The following is a 25,163-nucleotide window of genomic DNA, read 5'->3' on the forward strand; positions in this document are numbered from 1 at the left end:
GTCAGATCGTTCCGGTGGTCGGCTCCGGTACAGGGCCTGACGGACGGCCACCCTTGCGGATTTAGGCGGTTGGGCCTTGACCTGGCGAGCCGCCGCACGGTGCACCGGATCCAGGGGAGCCGGGCGCGGGCCCGTACGACGGGTACGGGGGCTGCGGTTGCTGCTGGTAGCCATGCGGCGGCTGGTACGGGTGCGGAACGGCTCGGGCGGCGCTTCGGCGGCGGGAGCGGATGGCCATGACTGTCACTACGGCACCGATAAGGGCAGCCGCGCCTACACCCAGGCCGACCCAGAGGGTCGTGCTGCCGCTGTCGGTCGGCGCGGCGACGGGCGGCTTGTCACTCTCCTCGGAGCCGCTCTTGGCCTTGGACGGCTCGGCGGAGGGCGTCGGGGACGCGGCTGCGGCAAGGTCGGGGAGCGGATACTCGTCAGCGGGGCCCGGGTCACCCGGGGTTGTCAGCGCGATGCGGGGGCGGACAGCACCGTATCCCACGTAGTCATTGCGTTCGGCATCGCTGGTCGGACCGCTGGCGGTGTTGAGCAGGACCCGAAGGACTTGGTTGTTGGTCCAGTCCGGGTACTTGGACCAGATGAGGGCGGCGGACGCGGAAGCGAGGGCGGAGGCGTCACTGGTCCCGTGCGACTCGCAGAACCCGGTATCACCGCCACAGGCGTGAACCATCTCTTCGCCCGGAGCAGACAAGTCCACCTGAGGACCGAACTGCGATTCATCTGTCTTTCGAAGATCTTTACCGATGGCGCCTACGCCCACGACACCAGGCGTTCCTGCAGGGTATTCAACAAAGTTTGTTTCGTCACCCGAGTTGCCGGCCGCAGCAAAGATGAGCGATCCCTCGGCTAGCGCGTAGGCGACTGCGTCATTCAATTGGTCCGAGCCAGTACTAGATCCCAACGAGACATTGATGATCTTGGCATCACGGTCCACAGCGTAGCGAATTGCCTTCGAAAGGCTTTCATTGAAGCGCCTTTCCCCCTCAGCCTGGGTCGCACCCCCTCCCCCCTTCGGCATACGAATAGGAAGAATCTTGGCGCCCGGAGCCAATCCGAAAGCACCGTTCCCTCCAATAGCCTTGCCAGTACCGGAGATCAAGCCAGCCATTCCTGTGCCGTGGCCGCTGTAATCGTCAAGTTCGTCACCCGGAAGGGTTTCTTCGAGGTTCAACCCATTGAGGACCCGACCGACTAGATCAGCATTGGTCGCGTCTACACCTGAGTCGACAACGGCGACAGTGACTCCCTCGCCGGTACTGTCCCGCCACATCTCCTCAGCCTTCATGGCATCGAGATGCCACTGCTCGGAGCGAGCAGAATCGGCTTGAGCAGGTGCGGAGAGACCCACTGCAAGCAATAGGCCTAGCACAAGGGGCAAAGCGACTCGACGGGGGGCACCCCCGGTGCTGCTGGTACGCATCCGATTCCTCTGTTGTCTACGGCTCAGTCAATAACAGGCGGCACAGCCCGCCGACCACCTTGCTGCCAAGTCTCCTCGTCCTCCACGAGGTAGTCCGGACGCTCGCGGTCCTCACGCCGCGGGTCTCCTGGCGTCTGCGGAGCACTTCCCGCTCCGCGTCCTGCAGCACCGGCGCCACGAGTGCCCTCGCCTGCAACTCCCCGAACCAGACCAGTGCCCCCGGGAGTAAAGGGCCGACCGAGCGAGCGTCCAGCCTGCTGAGGACGGCCGCCTACCACGCCTCCGGCCGCCTGAGCCCCCGCCATGCCCCATGGGCGGTCGGCCGCCAGGTGTTCCTTCGCTACCGATGACATTGCCGCGGGCCAATCCGTTTGCCGGGTAACCGGTGGATTGTGCAACAGGTCGGCCTCCGACAATTCCTCCATCCTGGGCAGGTCTGCCGACGATACCGCTCCCCAGATTTGCTCCGCCTGGCGAAAGAATCGGCAGGCGCACATTGCCTGCCGCCCTTCCACTCCTGGTGCTGAGCGGAAGGGCTGTTCCTCCAACTGCAAGGGGACCTGTGAGGGCAGGAGAGCTATCTGGCTTGCCTCCCACGGCAGAGGCCTGCGGCACAGCAGTTGGCGTGTCGGGCAGCGTGGCTACCCCAGCAATCTCCATGGCCACCGGCCTCGAAACCGGCGGCCCGGCCACGGTGGGCTGATCCGCCACCACTCGTGTGGCGGTCGTGGTACTGCCAGGACTGTCCACGCCTCTACCCTCGCCCACCGGAACATGGGCGGTCGCACCGTCATTCGCCGGCCCGGACGTGAAGTCGCGACTATTGCTTGTGTTCAGCGCCCTATCGTCACGCTCCGGCACGATCGCCCCCGGCGGAGGCGGGAACGCCGGCTTCTCCAGGCCGTCCAACTGCGAGGCCGACAACGCGTACGACTGCGCCAGCTTCCGCATCTGTGCCGCCGCCTCCTGGCGGTTCGACTCCTTGGCGGCGAGCAGGGTCTCCAGGGACTTCTTCTCGACCGCCGACGCGTCCGGGTCGTTCCGCGCCTCCTTCGCCGCGTCCAGGTTCGCCTGTGCGCTCGCGTCCGTACGCGGGATGGACACCTGAGCCGAGGCGAGCGAGTCGGAGGCCTGCGCCAGCCACTTCGACGCGCCTTCGCTGTAATCGCCGAGGCGCAGCGTCGCGTTGGCCAGGTCCGCGCTCCAGGTACGGAAGGCTGTGGCGCCCTCGCCCTTCCACTCGACCGTCTGCGGACGGACCTTCAACTCCTCCGCGATCTCGCGGATCTCCTTGGCAGCACTGATCAACCGGTCCGACGCACCCTGGATCGCCCCACTGTTGGCCATGTCCAACCAGGCCAACATGGTCTCGTGAGTCATGCTGTCGAAGGGTGTGCCCTGTCCCGCTTCCCTGTGGTCCATCCCCAGCCCCCGTCCGTCCCCCCGTGCAGTACTTGCGTCAGTCGTCGTCAGATCGTTCCGGTGGTCGGCTCCGGTACAGGGCCTGACGGACGGCCACCCTTGCGGATTTAGGCGGTTGGGCCTTGACCTGGCGAGCCGCCGTACGGTGCACCGGATCCAGAAGCACCAGGAGAAGCCCCGGACGACGGATACCGGGGCTGCTGCTGGTACGGGTGCGGGACAGTGGGGGCAGCGCCCCGGCGGCGGGAGCGGATGGCCACGACGGCCACTGCAGCACCGATGAGAGCGGCCGCACCGATACCCAGACCGACCCAGAGCGTCGTGTTGCCACTCTCCTCGGAGGCCGGCGCTGCTGCGGCCGGCTTGTCGCTCTCCTCGGAGCCGCCCGCGGCCTTGGTGGGTTCGGCGGAGGGCGTCGGGGACTCGGCCGCCGCGAGGTCGGGGAGCGGGTACTCGTCGGCGGGGCCCGGGTCGCCAGGGGTCTTCAGGGCGATCCGGGGGCGGACGATGCCGTAGCCGATGTCGTCCACACGCTCCTCACCGGTCGTGGGGCCACCGGCCGTGTTGAGCAGTACCCGAAGGACCTGGTTGTTGGTCCAGTCCGGGTACTTGGACCAGATGAGGGCGGCGGAGGCGGAAGCGATGGCTGTCGCATCACTGGTTCCACTGCTCTTACACAACCCAGACCCCCCGCTGCATGCGTGGACCATATCCACCCCAGGTGCAGAGAGATCCACTTGTGGCCCGTACTGTGAAATCTGCGCCCTCTGCAAATTTTTCCCGACAGAGCCCACGCCGACTACCCCTGGGGTGCCAGCCGGATACTGCACTGCATTACCGCTTTCAGCACTGTTACCCACAGCCGCAAAAATTAGCGAGCCTTTCGCCAGGGCGTATTTTACGGCATCGTCGAGTTGCCGTGACCCTGATTCGTTCCCCAAGGAAACGCTAATGACCCTGGCACCCCGATCTGCCGCATACCGAATGGCCGCCGTCAAATCATCGTTAAAATTCTTACTTCCGGTGGCACCATTCACTTTGCCGGTGTCATCCCTCATGCGAACCGGGAGAATATTGACGCCCGGAGCTAGCCCGAAAGCCCCGTCTCCAGCCGCAGATTCGCCTGTTCCCGCAATGAGGGCCGCCATCCCGGTCCCATGGTTGTCGTAATCTGTGTGTTCATCACCTGGCGAATCCGATGCCAAGTCTTTTCCATCCAGCACACGCCCTTGAAGATCGGGGTTAGCCGCGTCCACACCTGAGTCGATGACAGCGACCGTAATATTTTCGCCTCTACTTGTCGCCCACATCTGCTCAGCCTGCATGGCATCCAAATGCCACTGCCTGGAGCGAACCGAATCAGCACAGGCAGGACTGACCGCAGCAAGCAGCAGTGTCACTGCGGCGGTGGCTACGAATCCGCGACGGACAGCCGCCGTGCTGTTACTCATCCTGTTTCCTCTGCCTTTTCTTTTTAGCCAACGACAGGTGGCACTACTCGTCGAGCACCCTGCTGCCAGGTCTCCTCGTCTTCGACGAGGTAGTCAGGCCTCTCACGGTCGTCCCGCCGCGGGTCTGCAGCTCGTTGAGGGGTGGCCGCTGCTCCTCGTCCCAGTTGCTGCCCCGCGCCACTAGCGCCGATGCTGGTCGGCCCGCCACGTACCAGACCCGTGCCACCTGGAGTGAACGATCGAGCTGCGGCGCGCCCTGCCTGTTGGGGCCGCCCGCCCACCAAGCCACCAGTCTCCCCGGCGACTCGGCGGCCGCCGATACCGCCCTGGCTGCCGCCTCTAGCTCCACTCATGCCAGCACCCTGACCCACCTGGCCCATGGCGCCGCGGCCGCCTTGAGTTCCTTCCTCACCGATCACTGTGCCGCGAGCAAGTCCACCGTTCGTTCGGCCGGGCGCCTGAGCAACCGGACGTCCCCCGACAATTCCGCTGTCGCTGGTCGGTCGGCCGGTCTGTGCTCCGAAGCTCCCGCTGCTGGATGTCATGGAGGGGCGTGACATGCCAGTTGGCTTGCCGCCGGTATGCGGAGCTGAAGTCGTGGAGCGTCTACCCACACCAGTCGGCAGGATGGGGGCCATCTGGTATCCCCCATCCGCCTTGGTCGGACCTGGCGTCGTAGGCGCCGAGACTGACGGAGCGGAGTGCGCAGGTGACAACGGAGACGTCCCAGCAATTTCCATACTGACAGGCCGCGACACAACGTTTGTGGACGAGGACGTCACATCCGAACGTCCAGTAATCGCTGCGTCAACTCTTCTCTCGCTGGGCCCAGATTCGCTTCGCGAGCCGCCGCTCGATCCGTCCGTATCTGCTTGGCGGTCGATATACCCATTACCAGCGTCAAGCCCATCAACCTGCTCCGGCACGATCGCCCCCGGCGGAGGCGGGAACGCCGGCTTCTCCAGGCCGTCCAGCTGCGAGGCCGACAACGCGTACGACTGCGCCAGCTTCCGCATCTGTGCCGCCGCCTCCTGGCGGTTCGACTCCTTGGCGGCGAGCAGGGTCTCCAGGGACTTCTTCTCGACCGCCGACGCGTCCGGGTCGTTCCGCGCCGCCTTCGCCGCGTCCAGGTTCGCCTGTGCGCTCGCGTCCGTACGCGGGATGGACACCTGAGCCGAGGCGAGCGAGTCGGAGGCCTGCGCCAGCCACTTCAACGCGCCTTCGCTGTAATCGCCGAGGCGCAGCGTCGCGTTGGCCAGGTCCGCGCTCCAGGTCGGAAGGCTGTGGCGCCCTCGCCCTTCCACAGTCATGCTGTCGAAGGGTGTGCCCTGTCCCGCTTCCCTGTGGTCCATCCCCAGCCCCCGTCCGTCCCCCCGTGCAGTACTTGCGTCAGTCGTCGTCAGATCGTTCCGGTGGTCGGCTCCGGTACAGGGCCTGACGGACGGCCACCCTTGCGGATTTAGGCGGTTGGGCCTTGACCTGGCGAGCCGCCGTACGGTGCACCGGATCCAGGAGAGCCGGGCGCGGGCCCGTACGACGGGTACGGGGGCTGCGGTTGCTGCTGGTAGCCATGCGGCGGCTGGTAAGGGTGCGGAACGGCTCGGGCGGCGCTTCGGCGGCGGGAGCGGATGGCCATGACTGTCACTACGGCACCGATAAGGGCAGCCGCGCCTACACCCAGGCCGACCCAGAGGGTCGTGCTGCCGCTGTCGGTCGGCGCGGCGACGGGCAGCTTGTCACTCTCCTCGGAGCCGCTCTTGGCCTTGGACGGCTCGGCGGAGGGCGTCGGGGACCCGGCTGCGGCAAGGTCGGGGAGCGGATACTCGTCAGCGGGGCCCGGGTCACCCGGGGTTGTCAGCGCGATGCGGGGGCGGACGATGCCGTAGCCGATGTCATCCGCACGCTTCTCCCCGGTCGTGGGGCCACCGGCCGTGTTGAGCAGTACCCGAAGAACCTGGTTGTTGGTCCAGTCCGGGTACTTGGACCAGATGAGGGCGGCGGACGCGGAAGCGAGGGCTGAAGCGCCACTGGACCCATGCCCTCGACACAGGCCGGTCTCGCCCGCGCACGCATAGACCAGGTTCTCGCCAGGAGCCGAGAGATCCACCTGCGAACCGTACTGTGACTCCTCGGTCTTCTGGAGATTCTGGCCGATAGCACCCACACCTACGACTCCAGGCGTACCTGCCGGATACTCGACCAAATTGGCCTTGTTACCACTGTTTCCCACCGACGCAAAGATCAGCGCGTTCTTTTTCAGCGCATACTCGACAGCATCCGCCAATGCCGACGATTCTGTCGTATGGCCCAAGGAAATATTGATCACCTTGGCACCCTCATCGGCAGCGAACCGGATGGCAGCAGGAATCTCCGCGTTGAACTTTCTATCCGATTCCGCCTGGTTTGCAGCCTTTGTGGCGTCAGATAGGCGGATGGGAAGAATTTTCACTCCTGGGGCAAGCCCGAAAGCTCCATCTCCCCCTCCGCTCTTGCCTGTACCTGCGATGAGACCAGCCATCGAGGTGCCGTGCCCGTCGTAATCCGTGTGCTCGTCCCCAGACGGACCAGTGGCCAGGTCTTTCCCATCGAGAACCTGGCCGTCAAGGTCCTGATTCGTCTCGACACCAGAGTCGATGACGGCAACAGTGACCCCTCTGCCGGTGGTCATCTGCCACATCTCCTCGGCCTTCATCGCATCGAGGTGCCACTGCTTGGACCGCACCGTGTCCGCATAGGCAGGAGCGGTCGGCAGAACTACCAGCAGCAGTCCCAGCAACATGGAAGCCGTCGTCGCCCCGCGGCGACGACCCACACCTGGGGTGATGCTGGAACTGCTGCTGCGCATGGAATTCCCTTGCCGAGTTCTCACGGATTTAATCGATAACGGGAGGCACAATTCGTCGGCCGCCCTGCTGCCAGGTTTCCTCGTCCTCAACCAGGTAGTCGGGCCGCTCTCCGTCGTCGTCACGCCGGGCTTCGCGTGATCGGGAGTCGAGGCGCGGGGGCATTCCGCCTCGCACCCCGCTACGCCCGTCAGCCGGAGCAGTTCCCCTGACCAGCCCCGAGCCACCAGGGGTGAACGGTCGTCCGCTCGCCCGCCCACCCTGCTGGGCCCGGCTGACGAGACCGCCCTGCTCAGTCGCCAACCGACGGCTTCCCGAGATGCCGTTCTGGCCTGCGGGTGCACCTCCCATACCCATGCCGGGGCCATGGCTCATCGCGCCGCGCCCCAGGGCTCCGGCCGACTGTGGGTTTTCTCCGCCGATGACTTTGCCCCTGGGGAGGTTACCTGTGGGGCGACCGAGATTCTGCGGAACTGGACGGCCTCCAGTGATGCCACCATTCGCCGGAGGGCGACCGGCGGGTCCTGATCCAAGCGCGCCCGTCGTGCCTGGCATCGGGGTACGGCCGATCATGCTCGGCCCACCGCCATCAGCCCTCGCCGGCCTACCAGCGCCCGTAAAAGCAGGCGGGACGAGACCGGTGGGCGAAATGATCTGGTCCGCTCTCGGCCCGATCGTGGAGGTCGTCGGAGTGACGGGCTGTGCCGACTGAGTACTCGGCGGCGCCGCCACCGCATCGATTCTCATGTCAACGGACGGCGTCACGGAAGCACGCGCCGCCGTGGGCACGTCCACGCTCGCCGAGTGGACAGCCGCACTCCCGGCTGTCTCAACTCGAGGCCTCTCACCGGTGTAGTGCTGAGCGGGTGCATCGATGCTGCCAGCACCGAAACTGCTCTCTGATCCCCTGCTCAGACTTTCTTCCTGGACACGCCGATCTGAATCAGGCGGCACGATCGCCCCCGGCGGAGGCGGGAACGCCGGCTTCTCCAGGCCGTCCAGCTGCGAGGCCGACAACGCGTACGACTGCGCCAGCTTCCGCATCTGTGCCGCCGCCTCCTGGCGGTTCGACTCCTTGGCGGCGAGCAGGGTCTCCAGGGACTTCTTCTCGACCGCCGACGCGTCCGGGTCGTTCCGCGCCTCCTTCGCCGCGTCCAGGTTCGCCTGTGCGCTCGCGTCCGTACGCGGGATGGACACCTGGGCCGAGGCGAGCGAGTCGGAGGCCTGCGCCAGCCACTTCGACGCGCCTTCGCTGTAATCGCCGAGGCGCAGCGTCGCGTTGGCCAGGTCCGCGCTCCAGGTACGGAAGGCTGTGGCGCCCTCGCCCTTCCACTCGACCGTCTGCGGACGGACCTTCAACTCCTCCGCGATCTCGCGGATCTCCTTGGCAGCACTGATCAACCGGTCCGACGCACCCTGGATCGCCCCACTGTTGGCCATGTCCAACCAGGCCAACATGGTCTCGTGAGTCATGCTGTCGAAGGGTGTGCCCTGTCCTGCTTCCCTGTGGTCCATCCCCAGCCCCCGTCCGTCCCCCGTGCAGTACTTGCGTCAGTCGTCGTCAGATCGTTCCGGTGGTCGGCTCCGGCTTGGGTGTGTCCGGAGTCGTGTCCCCGTTCCGCCGGCCCGTCGGGTCGTACTCGCCCCCGTACTGCTCCTTCGCCCCGTCCGAGATCTCGAGCATGCGGCGCCGGATGTCGATGTCCAGGTTCTCGTAGCCGTTGTGCGAGGCCAGGACCGCGATGCTCATGCCCTCTATGGAGTCCGACAGAGTCTTCGAGAGCGTCTCCAGCTCGGTGATCACCGTCTGGTACGACATGAACAGGCTTGCGGCCTCGGCCCAGTGGTTGTCGCCGCCGCCGAACTGGGCGCGCTTCATCGGGTCCTGGCCGAGCTGGGTCGCGTCGGCCGGGGACTCCTTTAGTGCGATCAGTATCTCGTCGATGCGATTGCGGAACTTCTTGAACGACGTGAGCTCGGTGGCCAGTTCGACTGCCGCGGCAGCCGACGTGACACCCATGAACGGCACAGCCGCCATACCCACTACGGAACCCTCACTCGGCAGCACAGCACACTCCCCGTATCCGGCCGGCCACTGCTTCAGGGAACACTGTAGTCAGCAACGGTGACACTCCGCATGCACGGGCCACGGGTGCAACGCGCATCACACGTCACGGCCGCGGCGTGGCCACGGCCGCCTGCGGGCGGATCGGGAGGCGGTTGACCGGGCGGCCGGTCGCCGCGCGGACCGCCGATGCCACCGCCGCCGGGGAGGTCACGACCGGTGCCGCCGACGCCGGTTTGGCCCCGAAGGGGGCCACCACGTCCCGCTCCTCGATCAGTTTCACGATGCGGATGTCCGGCGCGTCCAGGGCCGTGGGAAGCGCGTACCCGGTGAGGTCCGGGTGCCGGATCACACCGCGGGCGGTACGGAGGTTCTCCGTGAGGGCCGCGCCGATGCCCTGGGTGACGCCCGCCTCGATGCGGGTCGCCAGTTGGGAGGGGTTGAGGATGCGGCCGACGTCCTGGGCGACGGCCATCTCCACCACCCGTACCGAGCCGAGTTCGATGTCGACGTCGACCACCGCGCGGACCGCGCAGAAGGCCAGGCCGACGAACGCGTCGCCCTGGCCGGACTCGTCCAGGGGCTCGGTGGGGTGGGGGCGGCACTGGGCGGTCGCCCAGAGTTCCTTGCCGTCCATCGCCTCACTGACCGTCGTGGACAGCACACCGTCGTACGAGGTGATCTTGCCGTCGGCGATCTGGAGCAGCTCCGTGGACATCCCGAACTTGTGGGCCAGCGGCTGGAGCAACTGGGTACGGACCATCTTGGCCGCGCGTTCGATCGCGCCGCCCGAGACCCAGGTGTGGCGGCCGTGCGTCGCCGGGCCCGCCGGGGGCTGGTCGGTGTCCACCGCCGCGACGTGGACCTCTTCGACGCCCAGGGTCTCCTGGACGATCTGGCGGGCGAGCGTGGTGAAGCCCTGGCCGGTCTCCACGGCGGCGCAGATCACGGTGGCGACACCGTCATGGACACGGACCGTGGCCGTGGAGACCTCGTCCGCTCCCTCCGCTCCGAGCATGTGGACCATGCCGAGGGCGTAGCCGACGCCCCTGCGGACGGCTCCGGGCTCACCGGCGCCCTCCAGACCCCCGGGAAGCAGCCAGTCGTCCTCCGGGGCGTCCTTGGGGAGCGCGGGGAGCGGGAAGTCGCGCAGCTCGCCGAGGAGTTCGGCGACGGGGGCAGGGCAGGTCACGGTCTGGCTGGTGGGGAGGATGTCTCCGGTGGACAGGGCGTTGCGCAGGCGCAGTTCGACCGGGTCGATGCCCAGCTTCGCCGCCAGCTTGTCCATCTGGCCCTCGTACGCCGCGCAGACCTGCATCGCACCCTCGCCCCGGACATGTCCGGAGGGCGGGTTGTTCGTGCGGACCGCCCAGCCCTCGATGAAGGCGTGCGGGACGACGTACGGTCCGCAGGCGAAGGCGACGGCGGCGGCCAGGGATTCGGACGAGGAGTCGGCGTACGCGCCCGCGTCGAGCAGGATCTGCGCCTCCACCTTGACCAGCCGGCCCTCGCCGTCCGCGTGGTGGCGGTAGCGCAGCAGGGTCGGGTGGCGGTGGGCGTGCCCGAGGAAGGACTCCTCGCGGGTGGCGGCCAGCTTGACGGGGCAGCCGGTGCGCAGGGCGAGGAGGCCCAGCGGGATCTGGAAGCCCGGGTCCTCCCGGTCGCCGGTCGCCCCGGGGACACCGGTCACGACGACCTTGACCCGCTCGGGGTCGAGGCCGAAGCAGGCGGCGGCCAGGTCGCGGTCGGTGTGCGGGTCGGTGGACGCGGTGTAGAGCTCGACGCCGCCGTCGGGGCGGGGCACGGCGAGGCCGGCCTCGGCTCCGATCGGGGCGGGGTCCTGGCGGCCGATGCGGTACAGGCCCTCGACGATGACCTCGCCCACGGTGTCCGGGTCGCCGTAGCGCAGCGGGATGTGGCGGATGAGGTTGCCGTCGGGGTGCAGGGGTTCGGCGGCGAAGGCCTTCTCGGGGTCGGTGACCGGTTCGAGGACCTCGTACTCGACGGCGATCGCGGCGGCGGCCAGCCGTGCGGTGTCGGGGTGGTCCGCGGCGACGGCGGCGATCGCCTCGCCGTGGTGGCGCACGAGATCGGTGGCGAACACGGGGCGGTCGACCACCCGGCGGCCGTACGAGCCGTCCCCGGGGATGTCCTCGTGCGTGACGACCGCGTGGACGCCCGGCATGCCGACCGCGGCCGTCGTGTCGATCGACAGGATGCGCGCGTGCGGGTGCGGGGAACGCAGCACCGCGGCCCACAACAGGCCCTCGGCCCAGAGGTCGGCCGCGTACGGGAAGGTGCCCTCGGTCTTGGCGCGGGCGTCGGCGGGCGGCAGCGAGACGCCCAGTCCGAGCGCGGGCGGCTCCTGGCCCGGGTCGGGGCCCTCCGGCGGCGGTGTCGTGCGCGTGGTGCTGGTCGCGGTGGCTGCGTCGCTGGTCACGCCGCCTCCTTGTCGTTCGCTCCGCTGCGGTGGCGGCTGGTGGTGGGGATGACCGGTGGTGCGGGGGACGACGCGGTGTTCACCGGACGTCTCCCTCGTGCTCGGGTGAATGGGCGCCGCCCTCGCCGGGCGGGGCCTGGTGCGGGATGCGCGGTTCGGCGTCGTCCGGTGCGGTGGGCGGCGCTTCCGCGATCGCCTCCCGGCCCTCGACGACGTCCCGTACGGCGTCGAGCACGCCCCGGTAGCCGGAGCACCGGCAGAGGTTGCCGCACAAGGCCTGCCGGGTCTCCAGCTCGCTGGGGGCGTGGTTGCCCTCCAGGAGGTCGTGGACGGTCATCGCCATCCCCGGGATGCAGAAGCCGCACTGGACGGCCCCGCACTCGGCCAGGGCCCGCTGGACGTCGGACGGTTCGCCGTTCACGGCGAGGCCCTCGACGGTGCGGACCTCGCTGCCCGCCGTCGTGGCGGCGGGCACCAGGCAGGAAGCCACGAGGCGGCCGTCGACCTGGACGTTGCAGGCACCGCACTCGCCCTGCGAGCAGCCGTCCTTGGCACCGGCGAGGCCGAGGCGCTCCCGGAGCACGTACAGGAGAGACTCGCCGATCCAGGCGTCGCTGACCGGGCGGTCCACGCCGTTGACGTGGAGGACGTACGCGGCCGAGGGGTGTTCGCTGGGACCGCCGGAGAGGACGGGGGCGGCGGGCTCCTCCGGGGGCACGAGCCCGTGCGCGTGCTCCTGCTCGTACCCTGGCCCGGCTTCGGGCCCGGCTTCTGGCCCGGACACGGCACCGAGGCCGGCCTCGACACCGGCTTCGGCTTCGGCTTCGGCTTCGGCTTCTGGGCCGGCTTCGGCTTGGACTTCTGGACCGGCTTCTGCTTCCGCTCCTGGAGAGACATCGGCTTCGGCTTCGGGGGCATCGACCGGCGGGTTCCCCGGAGCCTCCTCCGGCTCACCGGCGGCCCCTGTGACGGCCTCCGGGGCCGCCTCCGCCTCTCCGTGCCCTTCGGGGGCCGCTACGGGCTCCGAAGGATCAAAGGCGGTCTCCTCGAACCTGACCTCGGGCTCGGGCTGGGGCTCAGGCTCGGGCTCGGGCTGGGGCTCGGGAGCCTGCTCCTGCGTCGCCCACGGCGCGGGAGCCCCGCCCGGCAGCGTGGCCGGCGGCGAGTCCGCGTACCACGGGGAGGCCGCCGCCGCGAACTCGCCGGACTCCTCCGGGAGGTCGCTGTCCGTCACCGGGATCGTCCACTCGCCGGTGTGGCCGGCGGGCTCGGGAGCCGGTTCGGGCTCGGCGTGCACGGCCTCGGTGAAGTTCCACTGGGCCGTCGTGGACGACGTCTGCGCGTACTGCGACGTGTCCGGGTACGGCTGCTGGTACGGATCCTGGTGCTGGTTCGGGTCGGGCCAGTGCACCGCGTCCGGTGCGGCCTCCGTGGCCGCGGAGTGACCGGAGGCCCGTTCCTGCTGGCTCTGCGTCTGCACGACCCAGCTGCCCGTCGCCGCGGGGTCGAGCCCGGCGGCCGGGGTCAGCGGCAGGATCATCGGCGGGACGTAGCTGTGACCGGGGGCGGCCAGCGGGTCGTTCCCCAGGGCGGCGAGGTCCTCCGGGGCCAGGTGCACGAAGGCGGTCGCCTCGGCGTCGTACTCACCGCCCTGAGGGGTCGGCTCCCAGCCGGCGTACGGGTCGGGCCGGCCTTGCCGCTGCTCGGGGTTCTCTTCATTGCTCACGACAGTGCCCTCCCCAGCGCGCGTCGGGCGAGCGCGGCGACGGTGCGCCGCAGGTGCAGGACGGCGGGCGACAGAGGGGGCGCCTCTCCCCCGTCCTGCGGTGGTTCGTGGTCCGGGATACAGGCCGCGGCGACGTACTCGCCGAACGCGGCGAGCGCGTCGGGGGCCAGACCGCGTTCGCCGTCCCAGTCGATCAGGGAGGCGATCCAGTGTTCGGCCTCCAGCGGCCGCAGGGGCATCGGGGCGATCGCGCCCACCGCGCAGCGCACACCGCGCCGGGCGGGGTCGAGGACGATCGCGACGGAGGCGGTGGCGCGGCCGGGACCGGTGCGGCCGGTCGCCTTGAGGAAGACCTGGGGGGCGTGCAGCAGCGGTACGCGAACGAAGCCGATCAGCTCGGCGGGCTCGAGCATCTCGCGGCCCGCCAGGAGGTGTGAGACGGGAATCTCACGCCGGGAGCCGTCGGCGCCCGCGATGACCAGATCCGCCTCCAGGGCGGCCAGGACCGGCAGGGCGTCGCCGGTCGGGGCAGCGGTGGCGATGTTCCCGCCGAGCGTCCCGGCGTTACGGATCTGGGGCGGACCCGCGGCGCGCGCGGAGGCGGCCAGCGCGGGGATGAGCGCGGCGAAGTCGGGCCGTCCCATGCGCGCGTGGGTGAGTCCGGCGCCGAGCAGGGCGTGGCCGTCCTGGTAGTGCCAGCCGCGCAGCTCGCTGATCCGGCCGAGGCCGACCAGCCCCGCCGGCCGCAGGAGGCCCTTGTTGACGGCCGACATGAGGTCCGTGCCGCCCGCCACGGGGACGGCGGCGGGCATGGCGCCGAGAGCTGCCACGGCCTCGTCGAGCGAGGCCGGGAGCGTCACCGACTGCGTCGCCTTCGGTGCGTGCGTGGTCAACCCAGCTGCCCCTTCCCGGTGTCCCGGCAGTCCCGCCTGTCCGCCGTACGGTACGTGCTCACGGCCGGGACGTGGCAACTCTGGCACATCTTCCGGACTGTCCGACGCGAGGGTCCACGAAGGGTGTTTCCGTCCCCGGCCAGGGGAAAAGTCACCTTTGGCAGACCTTCTGCCGAGCATACGAATTGCCGCTCTTCAGAGGGTTCGTGCGACTTGTTCAGTTCCCCCGGCCAGGACGCGGGGCGGCGGTCACATGGTCGGGGGCGGTCCCTCGATCGGGCGACCCGGAACGCCTGGCCGGCGTTGCCACGGCCGCGGTCCGGCGGGCGGCCGGTAGCCGACACCCAGGGCGTCGAGCCGGGCGTAGTGGGCGTTCATCCGTCGCTCGAACCCCGCGAAGTCCCGCTCACCGGGCGCCGGAAGCCGTGACCAGGCGACCTCGGCGAAGGCCGCGAGCCTCGGGAACACCTGGTAGTCGACACGGTCCTGGTTCTGCATGACCTCCGTCCAGACGTTGGCCTGGGTGCCCATGACGTGTGCGGCCGCTTCCTCGGAGAGGCCGGGGGGAACGGGCTCGAAGCGGTAGACGTCCTCCAGGGTGCGGACGTAGCCGATGGGCATGGGCTCGCCGGGGCCGCCGTCCTGACGGTGGTCCAGATAGACCTGCTGCTCCGGGCACATCACCACGTCGTGCCCGGCCTCCGCCGCGGCGATCCCGCCCGCGTATCCGCGCCACGACGAGACGGCGGCTCCCTCGGCGAGGCCGCCCTCCAGAATCTCGTCCCACCCGATGAGGCGGCGGCCCCGGTCGGTGAGCCAGCGGTCGAAGTGGCGGATGAACCAGGACTGCAGCCCGTCCTCGTCCGTCAGGCCGAGTTCGGCCATGCGGGCCTGTGCCGCGGCCGACTGCTTCCACTGGTCCTTGAGGCATTCGTCGCCGCCGACGTGGATGAACGGCGAGGTCTCCGCCGGGAACAGGTCGAGCAGTTCCTCGAAAACGCCCTCGAAGAACCGCAGGGTGTTGTCGGTGGGGGCGAGTACGTTCGGGTTGATGCCCCAGGTGTCCCACACGGAGAGCGCGGTGGTGTCGACGACATCGGTGTTGCCGAGCTCCGGATACGCGCTGATGGCTGCCTGCGAGTGGCCCGGAATGTCGATCTCGGGGACGACGCGGATGTGCCGCTCGGCGGCGTACGCGACGATCTCACGGATGTCGTCCTGCGTGTAGAAGCCGCCGTGCGGCGTCTCGTCCCAGAGTTCGGAGGCCCGGTGGCCGTGCTTGGTGCGTGCGCGCCAGGCGCCGACCTCGGTGAGCCTGGGGTGGCGCTTGATCTCGACCCGCCAGCCCTGGTCGTCGGTGAGGTGGAAGTGGAAGACGTTCAGCTTGTGTGCGGCGAGCAGGTCGAGCATGCGCAGCACGCCGTCCTTCGGCGTGAAGTGCCGTGCCACGTCGAACATCAGGCCGCGCCAGCCGAAGCGCGGGCCGTCCTCGATCTCCGTGGCGGGGACGCGCCTCTCGGCACCGGGGCTCACCGGTGCGCGGCGGAACGCCTCGGGACCGAGGAGCTGCCGGAGGGTCTGAGCCCCCCAGAACACCCCGGCCGCGCTTCCACCGGTGATCCGTACGCCCCGGACGGGCTCCACGCCCAGCCGGTAGCCCTCGGGTTCAAGCGAGGGGTCGACGCGCAGCTCGATGGTGTTGCCGACGTCCGCCGCGTCCGTGGGGCCCGGAGCGAGCGGCAGGCCGAAGGCGGCCCCGAGCGTGGTGCGCAGCCAGCGTTCGGTGCTCTCGGTCCCGGGTCCCGCGGCCAGGGTCGTGGCACCGTCGAGGATGAATGCGCGGCCGTCGTCCCCGCCGGTGCGCACCGGCGCCGGAATCAGGTTGTCCATGTCAGTCCTTCACGGCTCCGCCGAGTCCGGAGACCAGCCGCCGTTGTACGAGGACGAAGAAGACCAGGACGGGAATGGTCATCACCGTCGAGGCCGCCATGATCCCTCCCCAGTCGTTCTCGTCGGGCTTGAAGAAGACCAGCAGCGCCATGGGGAGCGTCGACTGGGAGGTGTCGCTGATGATGAACGACTTCGCGAACAGGAAGTCGTTCCAGGTCGAGATGAAGGAGAAGACGCTGGTCGCCACGAGTCCCGGGAAGACGAGCGGGAAGAGGATCTGCCAGAGGAAGCGGGTGCGGCTCGCGCCGTCGATGTAGGCGGCCTCCTCCAGTGCCTCGGGGACGGCCTTGACGAAGCCGCGCAGCATCCAGATCGCGAACGGCAGCGAGAAGGCGAGGTGCGGCAGGATGAGCGAGCCCAGCGTGTTCAGCTGGCCGAAGTCCCGCATCATGAAGAACAGCGGGATGGTCAGCGCTTCGACCGGCACCATCTGCGCGACCAGGAACATGATCAGCAGGGTCGTACGGAATTTGAAACGGAACCGGGTCACGGCCGTCGCCGCGAGGAAGGCGATCAGCGCGGAGGCGATGACGACCGTGCCGGCGACGAGCAGGCTGTTGAGGAAGTAACGGCCGAATTCCTGCTGTTCGAAGACCCGGCGGAACGAGTCGAGGGACGGGGCCAGTGTCCAGGGCCGGGCCTCGGTGGACTGGATCTCTCCCGCCGGCTTGAGCGCGGAGAGCACCATCCAGTACAGCGGGAAGGCGACCGCGGCGGCGATGACGAGGGCGGCGGCCTCCGCCGCCAGCCTTCCGGGCCTGCGGACGCGCAGAAGCGCACGTGCGCTCACAGTTCCTCCCCCTGGCGCCGCACCAGGCGCAGATAGACCAGCGTCACGGCCAGCAGGATCACCAGCATCACGACGCCGATCGCCGATCCGAGGCTGTACTGCGAGGACGCGAACGCCTTCTGGTACGCGTACACGTTGAGCACCAGGTTCTGACCGGCGATGCCGCCGCCGTTGGTCATGACGTAGATCTGGGTGAAGACCTTGAAGTCCCAGATGATCGACTGGATGGTGACGACGATCAGGATCGGCCGCAGCATCGGCGCCATGACCGACCGCCAGATGCGCCACTGCGAGGCACCGTCCAGCGAGGCCGCCTCCAGCACCTCGGTGGGGATCGCGCGGATGCCCGCGTACACGGTCACCATCACGAACGGGAACGAGCACCAGAGCACTTCGAGGAGCACCAGGGCGAAGGCGCTGTAACGGCCGTACGTCCAGGAGAAGTCGCCGAGTCCCAGCACCTTGTTGACCGGGCCGAAGTCCGGGTCGAAGAGGAAGACCCAGACGGTCGATCCGGTGATCGCGGGTGTCGCCCAGGCGCCCAGCGCCGCCATCATGAGCGCGAGCCGCGGCAGGGCGCGGACGCGGGTCAGCAGGACGGCCAGGGCGCAGCCGACGAACAGGGTGGCGAGCACACAGGCCGCGGCGAAGACCACGGTCGCCAGGAGCACCTGCCAGAACTGGCTGTCGCCGAAGAGCGTGGCGTAGTTGCCGAAGCCCTGGAAGGTGGTCGGTTCGCCGCCGCTGACCTGGGCCTGGGTGTACTCCAGGAAGGAGATCAGGCCCAGTTGGTAGATCGGGTAGACGAGGAGCCCGCCGAGCAGGACGAGCGCGGGCAACAGGTAGAGCCAGGGGGTCCAGCCGGAGCGCCGCGCGGGTGAGGCCGGGCGGCGCCGGGGCGGGCGGGCGGGTGACCCGCCCGCCCCACCCCGGGCGGGCACCTTGCGCAGTGCGGTGTTCGCGGTCATCGTCAGCCCGCGTCGGCGAACGCCGCGTCCATCTTCTTCGCCGCGTCGTCCGAGGCGGCCGCCACGTCCTTACGGCCGCTGACGATCTCCTGGAACATCGTCGGCAGGACCAGCGAGGCGTCGATCTGGCCCCAGGCCGGGGAGGCGGGGACGAACTTGGCGCCCGCGCCGAGCGTGTCGACGAACGGTCCGACGAACGGCTGTTCCTCGGCGAGCGCGTCCCGCACGTCCGTGTAGGTCGGCAGGAAGCCCATGGCGTCGAACATCTCCGCCTGGGTCTTCTTCCCGGTCAGCGACTTCATCAGGTCGACCGCGAGAGTGCGGTGCGAACTGCTCTTGAGCACACCGATGTTGTTGCCTCCGGCGAACGCGGGGGCGATCGAGCCCTGCTTCACACCGGGCAGCGGGACGACCGCGTACTTGCCCTTCACGCTGCCCGCCTCGACGGCCGCGTGGCTGAAGTCGCCGCCGATCGCCATGGCCGCCTTGCCGGACGCGAAGGCGGTGACGGTGGCGTTGCCTCCCATGGCCGCGCACTTGGCCGCCGGGCAGTTGTCGTCCCCGAAGAGCGAGGTGTAGGCCTCGATGCCCTTGCGGGCCTTCGCGCTGTTGATGGCCGACGCGTAGCTCACACCGGTCTCGTCGGCCAGTTCGCCGCCGTGTGCCCAGATGAAGGGCATCGCGCCGTAGGTGTAGGCACCACCCACCGCGAGGCCGTACAGGTCCGGCTTCTCCTGGTGGATCTTCTTCGCGGTGGAGATCAGCTCGTCCTGGGACTTCGGGGGCTCGATCCCGAGGTCCTCGAAGACGTCGGTGCGGTAGTACAGAGCCCTTACGCCGACGAAGAGCGGAGCCCCGTACACCTGGCCGCCGACCGTCACCGACTGCTTGGCGGTCGGGTCGGTGTCCTTGGCCTCGTCCCAGGCCGCGAACTCCTTGCTGACATCGGCCAGCCCGCCGTCCTTCACGTAGCCGGCGGTGTCGGTGTTGCCGTACTCGATGAGGTCGGGAGCGCTCTCCGGGTCGTTGAAGGCGGCCTTGATGCGCTGGGCCCGAGTGTCGACGGGTATGTACTCGACCTCGACCTCGGCCCCTTCGTGGGACTTCTCGAAGTCGGCGATCGCGGCGTCGACGACCTTCTCCTTGGGCTTGTTCCCGACCTCCTGGAAGAGCCAGACGCGGAGCGTTCCCGTCTTCTCGTCGCCCCCGGCGCTGGTGTCGGAGGTCTGCGGCGCGCAGGCGGTGGCGGTGAGACCGGCCAGCACAAGAGCCGCGGCGGGAGCGGCAATTCGGGCAGAAAGCTTCATCCGGGACCCCTACCGGTCAATCGTTGCATTCCATGCAACGTGCGTTTCGTTCTGCACAACTGGCAGGAGACTAAGGGGGCCTCAGCATGCCGACAAGTGGTCTCAACCACTCTGTGACCACGTGGTGCAGCCCGTGCAACGCACCCCGTGCGCCCCTCGCGCCCCTCCACGGCGCACGCATCGGTGCCCGGACACGCGAACGGTCCCCGGGGCACGCGTCACCGCGCGCCCCGGGGACCGGAGTCAGGGATCGGTACGGAAGAAGGACCGGAAGTCCGGTGGGCTACTTCTTGCCGCCGTCCTTGCCGCCCTTGCCGCCCTTGCCCTTGTCCTTGTCGCCACCGGCGCCCATGGACTCGTAGATCTCCTTGCACATGGGACAGACCGGATACTTCTTGGGGTCGCGCCCCGGAACCCAGACCTTGCCGCACAGTGCCACCACGGGAGTGCCCTCCAGGGCACTCGCCATGATCTTGTCCTTCTGGACGTAATGGGCGTAGCGCTCGTGGTCACCGTCGCCGTTCGACACCTGTGGCGTCGGCTCCACGAGGGTCCCCGTACCTGCCCCGCGTTCGGGCTCAAGAGTGCTCATAACTGCCAAGCGTACTGAAAGCTCCGAGCATCAGTTCAGCGAAGGGTCGTCCGGATACGTGGCGATCATCGCCAGTTCGCTGCGCTGCCGCCGAAGAACGGCACGCCAGAGGTTCTCCGGGTGCGGCGAGGAGACGTCGCCGGGCTCCGACTCGACGACGTACCAGGCGCCGTCCGCCAGCTCCCCCTCCAGCTGGCCGGGACCCCAGCCCGCGTATCCGGCGAAGATCCGCAGCGAGCCGAGCGCCGCCGCCAGCAGCTCGGGCGGCGTGTCCAGGTCCACCAGGCAGATCGCCCCGTGCACCCGGCGCCAGCCGATGGGGACACCCGCGCCCGGGCGGAGCGGAGGGCCCGGAGAAGGGCCCCCCGGGTCGAGCCCCTCGTCCCCGGGGATCACCGCCACGCCCAGCGCCGAGTCGAGCGAGACCGGTCCGCCCTGGAAGACCACGTCCGGCTCACCGGCCAGGCCGGCCCAGGACGCCAGCACGTCCCCGACGCCGACGGGGGTCGGGCGGTTCAGGACCACGCCGAGCGAACCCTCCTCGTCGTGGTCGAGGAGCAGCACCACCGCGCGGTCGAAATTCGGGTCCGCCAGGGCCGGCGCGGCCACGAGCAGCCGTCCTGTGAGCGAGGACACCTCCGTCATGGCAGAGATGATCCCGCATCTTCGCCCTCCGTGGGGGACAAGTGGCCCGCCCGGTCCCACCGGGCGCCCGTCCGCAGCTCAGGGCGTACGGGCGCCTCCCGGGCCCGGCGGGGGCACCGGGGCGCGGGGAGGCGGGGCACACCGTGCGGACGGTGACCCTCCGCAAGGCCCGGGGAGCAGAACGTGTCGGGTCGGATCCATGACGGCCCTGTGCCCCCGGTGCCTTACTGAAGGAGGGCCGGGGGCCATTACCCTTTTGATGGCCCCCTGCCCGACCACTCCGGAACGCGAGATACATGACCGGCACAGACGATGTCCTGCTTGTCCACGGCGGCACCCCGCTGGAGGGCGAGATCCGCGTCCGAGGCGCCAAGAACCTGGTGCCGAAGGCAATGGTCGCCGCGCTGCTCGGCAGCGGGCCCAGCCGGCTCCGCAACGTGCCCGACATCCGCGATGTGCGGGTGGTCCGGGGACTGCTGCAGCTGCACGGCGTGACCGTCCGCCCCGGCGACGAGCCGGGCGAACTCATCCTCGACCCGTCGCACGTCGAGAGCGCGAACGTCGCCGACATCGACGCCCACGCGGGCTCGTCGCGCATCCCGATCCTCTTCTGCGGCCCGCTGCTGCACCGGCTGGGCCACGCGTTCATCCCGGGTCTCGGCGGCTGCGACATCGGCGGACGGCCGATCGACTTCCACTTCGAGGTGCTCCGCCAGTTCGGCGCGACCATCGAGAAGCGGGCGGACGGCCAGTACCTGGAGGCCCCGCAGCGGCTGCGCGGCACCAAGATCCGGCTGCCGTACCCGTCGGTGGGCTCCACCGAGCAGGTGCTGCTGACCGCCGTCCTCGCCGAGGGCGTCACCGAACTGTCCAACGCGGCCGTCGAGCCGGAGATCGAGGACCTCATCTGCGTACTGCAGAAGATGGGCGCGATCATCTCCATGGACACCGACCGGACCATCCGGATCACGGGTGTCGACAGGCTCGACGGTTACACCCACCGGGCGATCCCGGACCGTCTGGAGGCTGCCTCCTGGGCTTCCGCGGCCCTGGCGACCGAGGGCAACATCTACGTGCGCGGCGCCCAGCAGCGCTCGATGATGACCTTCCTCAACACCTTCCGCCGTGTCGGGGGCGCCTTCGAGATCGACGACGAGGGCATCCGCTTCTGGCACCCGGGCGGCGCGCTGAACGCCATCGCCCTGGAGACGGACGTGCACCCCGGTTTCCAGACCGACTGGCAGCAGCCGCTGGTCGTGGCCCTGACGCAGGCCGCCGGCCTGTCGATCGTCCACGAGACGGTCTACGAGTCCCGGCTCGGCTTCACCTCGGCGCTCAACCAGATGGGTGCTCACATCCAGCTGTACCGCGAGTGCCTCGGGGGCTCCGACTGCCGCTTCGGGCAGCGGAACTTCCTGCACTCCGCGGTCGTGTCCGGGCCCACGAAGCTCCAGGGCGCGGATCTTGTCATCCCCGACCTGCGCGGCGGGTTCTCGTACCTGATCGCCGCCCTGGCGGCCCAGGGGACGTCCCGGGTGCACGGCATCGACCTGATCAACCGCGGCTACGAGAACTTCATGGACAAGCTGGAGAAGCTCGGCGCGAAGGTCGAACTCCCCGGCGGCGCACTCGTCTGACGCTCCGCCCGGTGCGCTCCGGCGCACGCACAGTGCTGCCGCACACAGCATTGCGCACCCGCGCACCACAGTCCGCCGCCCCGGCCCCGCGAGGGACCGGGGCGGCGGACTGTCGCGTTCCCGCCCGGAACCCGGCACCGGCCGCGTGGGCCCCAGATGCCGCCACCCGGGCCACCCTCCCCACAAGGGCCGCAGAACGCCCGTACAGCGCCGAACGGGGCGGAAGCCTCCCTCCGGGGCCGCCGGGGGGTGCCGTGGCGCCCCAGGCCGCCTCACGGCGCCGCACGGGCGATGTACGCGGAGGCGGGGGGCTCCCCGACAGGCTTCCGGATATGCCGAAGGGCGGCCGTCCCGGTCGGGACGGCCGCCCTTCTTGATGCCTCTGGGCCTTACTTGCCCTTGGCGGCTTCCTTGAGCTTCGAGCCCGCGGAGACCTTCACGCTGTAGCCGGCCGGGATGTTGATCGGGTCGCCGGTCTGCGGGTTACGAGCGGTGCGAGCGGCACGGTGGGTGCGCTCGAAGGTCAGGAAGCCGGGGATGGTGACCTTCTCGTCGCCCTTGGCGACGATCTCGCCGACGGTCTCGGCGAGCGCGGCCAGAACGGCGTCGGCGTCCTTGCGGGTCACCTCGGCACGGTCGGCCAGGGCGGCCACCAGCTCACTGCGGTTCATGTTTGTACTCCCGTGTTCTTCTTGCCTGTGAGGCGTGAGATCGAAGCCGATGCTGCCAGGGCCCTCTGACAGTCCCCGGACCCGGGTCTGCTGTCAGACCCTCGCGCCCGAATACGCATCCTGCCCCCACCTGCGGCGCTAACGCCAATCCGAACCCCTCTGCGCCGGTACGAAAAGCACCACCGCGTGGCCGTGATGACGTTCCGTCGACTTGTTGGAGCGGTCCGCAGCGGGTGCCGGGCCTGTGGGGCTCGCTGCCCGCCCACCCTAAAGGGGCGTTTGGGACGCCGCGACCCGCGACGCGCCGGACGGGCCGCCCGGACGTGAGCTGCGGCACCGTCCGCAGGAGCCGTGGCCGACCCCCGCGGACGGCGTGTGAGGGGCCGTCCGGAGATACGTTCCTACGCGGGATCGGCGGGCGCCCCGGCGAGTCCGGCGGCCTTCGCGGCCTCCCGGACGGCACCGGCCACGGCACCCGCGACCTTGTCGTTGAAGACCGACGGGATGATGTAGTTCGCGTTCACCTCGTCCTCCGCGACGACGTCGGCGAGGGCGCGCGCGGCGGCCAGCATCATCCCGGTGTCGACGGTGCGGGACTGGGCGTCCAGCAGGCCGCGGAAGACACCCGGGAAGACCAGCACGTTGTTGATCTGGTTCGGGAAGTCCGAGCGGCCGGTGGCGACGACCGCCGCCGTCTCACGGGCGACCGCCGGGTCCACCTCGGGGTCCGGGTTGGCGAGTGCGAAGACGATCGCGCCCTCCGCCATGGCCGCCACGTCGGCGCCGTCCAGGACGTTGGGTGCGGAGACCCCGATGAAGACGTCGGAGCCGGCCACGGCCTCCTTCAGGGTCCCGGTGACGCCCTCGGGGTTGGTGTTGTCGGCGATCCAGCGCAGCGGCGAGTCGGGGGTGGCGTCCACCAGGTCCGCACGGCCCGCGTGCACCACACCGTGGATGTCCGCGACGACCGCGTGCTTGACGCCCGCCGCGATCAGCAGCTTCAGGATGGCCGTACCGGCCGCACCGGCACCGGACATGACGACCCGTACGTCACCGATCGACTTGCCCACCACGCGCAGCGCGTTCGTCAAGGCCGCCAGGACCACGATCGCGGTGCCGTGCTGGTCGTCGTGGAAGACGGGGATGTCCAGGGCCTCGCGCAGTCGTGCCTCGATCTCGAAGCAGCGGGGGGCGGAGATGTCCTCCAGATTGATCCCGGCGAAGCCGGGGGCGATCGCCTTGACGATGGAGACGATCTCGTCGGTGTCCTGCGTGTCCAGGCAGATCGGCCAGGCGTCGATCCCCGCGAAACGCTTGAACAGGGCGGCCTTGCCCTCCATCACCGGGAGCGAGGCCATCGGGCCGATGTTGCCGAGCCCGAGCACCGCGGAGCCGTCCGTGACCACCGCGACGGAGTTCCGCTTGATGGTGAGACGACGCGCGTCCTCGGGGTTCTCGGCGATCGCCATGCACACCCGCGCCACACCCGGGGTGTAGATCATCGACAGGTCGTCACGGCTGCGGATGGGGTGCTTGGACGCCATCTCGATCTTGCCGCCGAGGTGCATCAGGAACGTACGGTCGGAGACCTTGCCCAGGATGACACCGTCGATGTCACGCAGGCCTTCGACGATCTCGTCCGCGTGCGAGGTCGAGGAAGCCGCGATCGTGACGTCGATCCGGAGCTTCTCGTGGCCGGAAGCGGTCACGTCGAGGCCGGTGACCGAGCCTCCGGAGGACTCCACGGCCGTGGTGAGCTGGGAGACCGCTGTGCCGCTCGCGGGCACCTCCAGCCTGACCGTCATCGAGTACGAGACGCTGGGCGCCGTTGCCATGGCCGAGTCCTTCGCTTTTCTGAGCTTCGTTGCCGCACGCGAATGGGGCTCGGCCCCGCACGTGCGTTCCGATCGTCGCACCTACCGGCCGGTAGCAGGTAATGACTGCCACCTTTCGGAAAGTTTTTTCCACCATACGAGAAACGATCGTCCTGCGTAACCCCGGTGGACCGCGCGACGCGATGAGTCGGCAGGCCCCGGAACGCCGGTCACCCACGGCACGCTCCGCCACTCCCCCGGCCCCGCGAAACTCCGTGAAAACGAACAGACCCGCGCCACCATCAGGTGACGCGGGTCTGTCTTCTTCGGGTCAGGTGACACCGGCCCGCCATGCTCGCCTCGCGGCAAGTGGTCGCTCGTAGCGACGAAGGTTGGGCCCGGGGGCTTGGATCGAGCCGGTGCCGACACCAGGCTAACAAACACCCCGGAAAAGTGATTCCTGTGCGACGGGTTGACTCGGAAAGGGCCTCCGGACATCACGGGAGATCCCTTCCCG

At 69.2% G+C, this 25,163-nt stretch carries 22 protein-coding genes; 7 read left to right on the forward strand and 15 right to left on the reverse strand.

Annotated elements, in window-relative coordinates:
• Positions 1–61 precede the first annotated feature (61 nt).
• Positions 62–1,432 (reverse strand): type VII secretion-associated serine protease mycosin, encoded by a 1,371-nt coding sequence (mycP, locus tag JOC24_RS30635; RefSeq protein WP_205023697.1) that lies wholly within the window; start codon positions 1,430–1,432, stop codon positions 62–64.
• Between the two features lie 829 nt (positions 1,433–2,261).
• Between mycP (JOC24_RS30635) and JOC24_RS30640 the strand changes: the two genes are divergently transcribed.
• Both JOC24_RS30640 and JOC24_RS30645 read left to right on the forward strand, forming a co-directional pair.
• Entirely contained in the window at positions 2,262–2,540 is a 279-nt protein-coding gene (locus tag JOC24_RS30640; RefSeq protein ID WP_205023698.1) for a hypothetical protein, read from the forward strand.
• A gap of 78 nt (positions 2,541–2,618) precedes the next feature.
• Positions 2,619–2,807, forward strand: a complete 189-nt coding sequence (locus tag JOC24_RS30645) for a hypothetical protein (protein ID WP_205023699.1) — start codon at positions 2,619–2,621, stop codon at positions 2,805–2,807.
• A 154-nt stretch (positions 2,808–2,961) separates the two neighbouring features.
• Here JOC24_RS30645 and mycP (JOC24_RS30650) read toward each other — a convergent pair whose 3' ends face one another.
• A complete protein-coding gene (mycP, locus tag JOC24_RS30650; protein ID WP_205023700.1) occupies positions 2,962–4,305 on the reverse strand; it encodes a type VII secretion-associated serine protease mycosin in 1,344 nt (447 codons plus the stop codon).
• A gap of 1,047 nt (positions 4,306–5,352) precedes the next feature.
• Here mycP (JOC24_RS30650) and JOC24_RS33910 point away from each other — a divergent pair.
• Entirely contained in the window at positions 5,353–5,478 is a 126-nt protein-coding gene (locus JOC24_RS33910) for a hypothetical protein (protein WP_275588650.1), read from the forward strand.
• 286 nt (positions 5,479–5,764) lie between these two features.
• On the opposite strand, the gene mycP (JOC24_RS30655) is transcribed toward JOC24_RS33910, so the two are convergent.
• Positions 5,765–7,084 carry a type VII secretion-associated serine protease mycosin gene (gene mycP, locus JOC24_RS30655; RefSeq protein WP_239581221.1) on the reverse strand — a complete coding sequence of 440 codons (1,320 nt, stop codon included), beginning with the start codon at positions 7,082–7,084 and terminating at the stop codon, positions 5,765–5,767.
• A gap of 43 nt (positions 7,085–7,127) precedes the next feature.
• Here mycP (JOC24_RS30655) and JOC24_RS30660 point away from each other — a divergent pair, with 43 nt between their 5' ends.
• The 3 genes from JOC24_RS30660 to JOC24_RS30670 all read left to right on the forward strand — a co-directional run bounded on the left by JOC24_RS30660 (position 7,128) and on the right by JOC24_RS30670 (position 8,616).
• The gene (locus tag JOC24_RS30660) at positions 7,128–7,289 is read left to right on the forward strand and encodes a hypothetical protein (protein ID WP_205023766.1); all 162 of its coding nucleotides are present in this window, start codon (positions 7,128–7,130) and stop codon (positions 7,287–7,289) included.
• A gap of 733 nt (positions 7,290–8,022) precedes the next feature.
• Positions 8,023–8,406, forward strand: coding sequence for a hypothetical protein (locus tag JOC24_RS30665; RefSeq protein WP_205023702.1), 384 nt, complete (start codon positions 8,023–8,025; stop codon positions 8,404–8,406).
• Positions 8,407–8,427: 21 nt separating this feature from the next.
• Positions 8,428–8,616, forward strand: a complete 189-nt coding sequence (locus JOC24_RS30670; protein WP_205023699.1) for a hypothetical protein — start codon at positions 8,428–8,430, stop codon at positions 8,614–8,616.
• A gap of 93 nt (positions 8,617–8,709) precedes the next feature.
• Here the strand turns inward: JOC24_RS30670 and JOC24_RS30675 are convergent, their stop codons facing one another.
• From JOC24_RS30675 to JOC24_RS30720, 10 genes are all read right to left on the reverse strand, one after another.
• Positions 8,710–9,186, reverse strand: coding sequence for a hypothetical protein (locus tag JOC24_RS30675; RefSeq protein WP_205023703.1), 477 nt, complete (start codon positions 9,184–9,186; stop codon positions 8,710–8,712).
• 133 nt (positions 9,187–9,319) lie between these two features.
• Positions 9,320–11,653, reverse strand: coding sequence for a xanthine dehydrogenase family protein molybdopterin-binding subunit (locus tag JOC24_RS30680; RefSeq protein WP_205023704.1), 2,334 nt, complete (start codon positions 11,651–11,653; stop codon positions 9,320–9,322).
• 79 nt (positions 11,654–11,732) lie between these two features.
• Entirely contained in the window at positions 11,733–13,379 is a 1,647-nt protein-coding gene (locus tag JOC24_RS30685; protein WP_205023705.1) for a 2Fe-2S iron-sulfur cluster-binding protein, read from the reverse strand.
• Positions 13,376–14,272 (reverse strand): FAD binding domain-containing protein, encoded by an 897-nt coding sequence (locus JOC24_RS30690; protein ID WP_205023706.1) that lies wholly within the window; start codon positions 14,270–14,272, stop codon positions 13,376–13,378. The genes JOC24_RS30685 and JOC24_RS30690 overlap by 4 nt, the downstream gene beginning before the upstream one ends.
• Before the next feature lie 249 nt (positions 14,273–14,521).
• Positions 14,522–16,162, reverse strand: a complete 1,641-nt coding sequence (locus JOC24_RS30695) for a beta-N-acetylhexosaminidase (protein WP_205023707.1) — start codon at positions 16,160–16,162, stop codon at positions 14,522–14,524.
• 1 nt (position 16,163) lies between these two features.
• Positions 16,164–17,012 carry a carbohydrate ABC transporter permease gene (locus JOC24_RS30700; protein ID WP_056798575.1) on the reverse strand — a complete coding sequence of 283 codons (849 nt, stop codon included), beginning with the start codon at positions 17,010–17,012 and terminating at the stop codon, positions 16,164–16,166.
• The gene (locus JOC24_RS30705) at positions 17,009–17,980 is read right to left on the reverse strand and encodes a carbohydrate ABC transporter permease (protein ID WP_205023708.1); all 972 of its coding nucleotides are present in this window, start codon (positions 17,978–17,980) and stop codon (positions 17,009–17,011) included. Before JOC24_RS30705 ends, JOC24_RS30700 begins: the two co-directional genes overlap by 4 nt.
• A 2-nt stretch (positions 17,981–17,982) precedes the next feature.
• Positions 17,983–19,287 carry an extracellular solute-binding protein gene (locus tag JOC24_RS30710; RefSeq protein ID WP_205023709.1) on the reverse strand — a complete coding sequence of 435 codons (1,305 nt, stop codon included), beginning with the start codon at positions 19,285–19,287 and terminating at the stop codon, positions 17,983–17,985.
• A 283-nt stretch (positions 19,288–19,570) separates the two neighbouring features.
• A complete protein-coding gene (locus JOC24_RS30715) occupies positions 19,571–19,879 on the reverse strand; it encodes a DUF3039 domain-containing protein (protein WP_205023710.1) in 309 nt (102 codons plus the stop codon).
• Positions 19,880–19,909: 30 nt separating this feature from the next.
• On the reverse strand, positions 19,910–20,524 hold the full coding sequence (locus JOC24_RS30720; RefSeq protein WP_205023711.1) for a YqgE/AlgH family protein: 615 nt from the start codon (positions 20,522–20,524) through the stop codon (positions 19,910–19,912).
• Positions 20,525–20,820: 296 nt separating this feature from the next.
• On the opposite strand from JOC24_RS30720, the gene murA reads away from it, so the two are divergent.
• On the forward strand, positions 20,821–22,161 hold the full coding sequence (gene murA / locus JOC24_RS30725; protein ID WP_205023712.1) for a UDP-N-acetylglucosamine 1-carboxyvinyltransferase: 1,341 nt from the start codon (positions 20,821–20,823) through the stop codon (positions 22,159–22,161).
• 389 nt (positions 22,162–22,550) lie between these two features.
• On the opposite strand, the gene JOC24_RS30730 is transcribed toward murA, so the two are convergent.
• Entirely contained in the window at positions 22,551–22,832 is a 282-nt protein-coding gene (locus tag JOC24_RS30730) for an HU family DNA-binding protein (protein WP_003968811.1), read from the reverse strand.
• A gap of 401 nt (positions 22,833–23,233) precedes the next feature.
• Entirely contained in the window at positions 23,234–24,667 is a 1,434-nt protein-coding gene (locus JOC24_RS30735; RefSeq protein WP_205023713.1) for an NAD-dependent malic enzyme, read from the reverse strand.
• Positions 24,668–25,163: the final 496 nt, after the last annotated feature.

Origin of the sequence: Streptomyces sp. HB132, assembly GCF_016909575.1 — a bacterium.
GTDB lineage: Bacteria > Actinomycetota > Actinomycetes > Streptomycetales > Streptomycetaceae > Streptomyces.

Bases quoted from the DNA above. Each gene is read 5' to 3' on its own strand.
- JOC24_RS30735 (WP_205023713.1), bottom strand. From the start codon at position 24,667: ATGGCAACGGCGCCCAGCGTCTCGTACTCGATGACGGTCAGGCTGGAG.
- JOC24_RS30705 (WP_205023708.1), bottom strand. From the start codon at position 17,980: ATGACCGCGAACACCGCACTGCGCAAGGTGCCCGCCCGGGGTGGGGCG.
- JOC24_RS30665 (WP_205023702.1), top strand. From the start codon at position 8,023: ATGCTGCCAGCACCGAAACTGCTCTCTGATCCCCTGCTCAGACTTTCT.
- JOC24_RS30720 (WP_205023711.1), bottom strand. From the start codon at position 20,524: ATGACGGAGGTGTCCTCGCTCACAGGACGGCTGCTCGTGGCCGCGCCG.
- JOC24_RS30730 (WP_003968811.1), bottom strand. From the start codon at position 22,832: ATGAACCGCAGTGAGCTGGTGGCCGCCCTGGCCGACCGTGCCGAGGTG.
- mycP (WP_205023700.1), bottom strand. From the start codon at position 4,305: ATGAGTAACAGCACGGCGGCTGTCCGTCGCGGATTCGTAGCCACCGCC.
- JOC24_RS30695 (WP_205023707.1), bottom strand. From the start codon at position 16,162: ATGGACAACCTGATTCCGGCGCCGGTGCGCACCGGCGGGGACGACGGC.
- JOC24_RS30715 (WP_205023710.1), bottom strand. From the start codon at position 19,879: ATGAGCACTCTTGAGCCCGAACGCGGGGCAGGTACGGGGACCCTCGTG.
- JOC24_RS30710 (WP_205023709.1), bottom strand. From the start codon at position 19,287: ATGAAGCTTTCTGCCCGAATTGCCGCTCCCGCCGCGGCTCTTGTGCTG.
- mycP (WP_205023697.1), bottom strand. From the start codon at position 1,432: ATGCGTACCAGCAGCACCGGGGGTGCCCCCCGTCGAGTCGCTTTGCCC.
- JOC24_RS30660 (WP_205023766.1), top strand. From the start codon at position 7,128: ATGCTGGAACTGCTGCTGCGCATGGAATTCCCTTGCCGAGTTCTCACG.
- JOC24_RS30675 (WP_205023703.1), bottom strand. From the start codon at position 9,186: ATGGCGGCTGTGCCGTTCATGGGTGTCACGTCGGCTGCCGCGGCAGTC.
- mycP (WP_239581221.1), bottom strand. From the start codon at position 7,084: ATGTTGCTGGGACTGCTGCTGGTAGTTCTGCCGACCGCTCCTGCCTAT.
- murA (WP_205023712.1), top strand. From the start codon at position 20,821: ATGACCGGCACAGACGATGTCCTGCTTGTCCACGGCGGCACCCCGCTG.